This window comes from Sphingobium sp. SA916, from assembly GCF_002894065.1.
GTDB lineage: Bacteria > Pseudomonadota > Alphaproteobacteria > Sphingomonadales > Sphingomonadaceae > Sphingobium > Sphingobium fuliginis.
This window is the reverse complement of record NZ_LXYF01000016.1, coordinates 1-852: the sequence shown is the minus strand read 5'-3', so window position 1 is coordinate 852 and position 852 is coordinate 1. Positions and strand designations below refer to the sequence as shown.

Here is an 852-nt window from a genome sequence, read left to right as displayed (position 1 = left end):
TAGGGCGCAGACTCATTATGCATTGCACCAGAGGCGTGTGCAGATGAGCTTGATCGCCGCCAGATAGTTGGCAGCATCCTTATCATATCGAGTGGCTATGCCCCGGAACTGCTTGATCCGATTAAAGAAGCGCTCGACGAGATTGCGCTGGCGGTAGAGCCAGGACGAGAAGCCGAAGCGCTGCTTGCGATTGTAGCGATTGGGAATGTTGGCCCAGATGTTCCTGGCTGCCGCAGCCTGGCGTATTGCGGTGCTGTCATAACCTTTGTCGCCGAGCAAAGTGGCGCCCTCGGGAATAGCTTCGATTAGGGCTTCGGCTTCGCACGCATCGTGGACCTGCCCACCCGTCAGTCGCAAGCTGACAGGACGTCCATCAGCGTCGACAAGAGCGTGGAGCTTGGTCGTAAGGCCGCCCCGGGAACGTCCCATGCCATGATCTCCAGACCCCCCTTTTTCCCCGTCGCACCGTGCTGGTGGACGCGCATGCAGGTGGAATCGATCATCACCAGTTCGCCGTTGAAGCCGGCGGAAACCGCCGTCAACAGACGGTCCCACACGCCGGCTTTTCGCCAACGAACGAACCGGTTGTAGCACGTCGTCGATGGACCATAGCGCTCTGGGATCTCGGCCCAGGGCGCACCGGAACGGAAGCGCCAGAGAATGCCATTTAGCACTCGCCGATCATCTACCCGCGGAACACCACGCGGCTTGTTGGGCAGCAACGGCTCGATGATCAGCCATTCCTTGTCCGTTAGTTCATACCGCCGCCGCGCCATACGCCCTCCATTCTCAAAGAGCGCCTGAATCATGCGAAGGCGGAGAGCTCAACTCAAATTATGAGTTCACGCCCTA

1 pseudogene is annotated in these 852 nt (G+C 59.2%); it reads right to left on the bottom strand.

The window, feature by feature from the left end:
• Window positions 1-15: 15 nt before the first annotated feature.
• Window positions 16-776: pseudogene (locus tag A8G00_RS03915) on the bottom strand (IS5 family transposase).
• Window positions 777-852 lie beyond the last annotated feature (76 nt).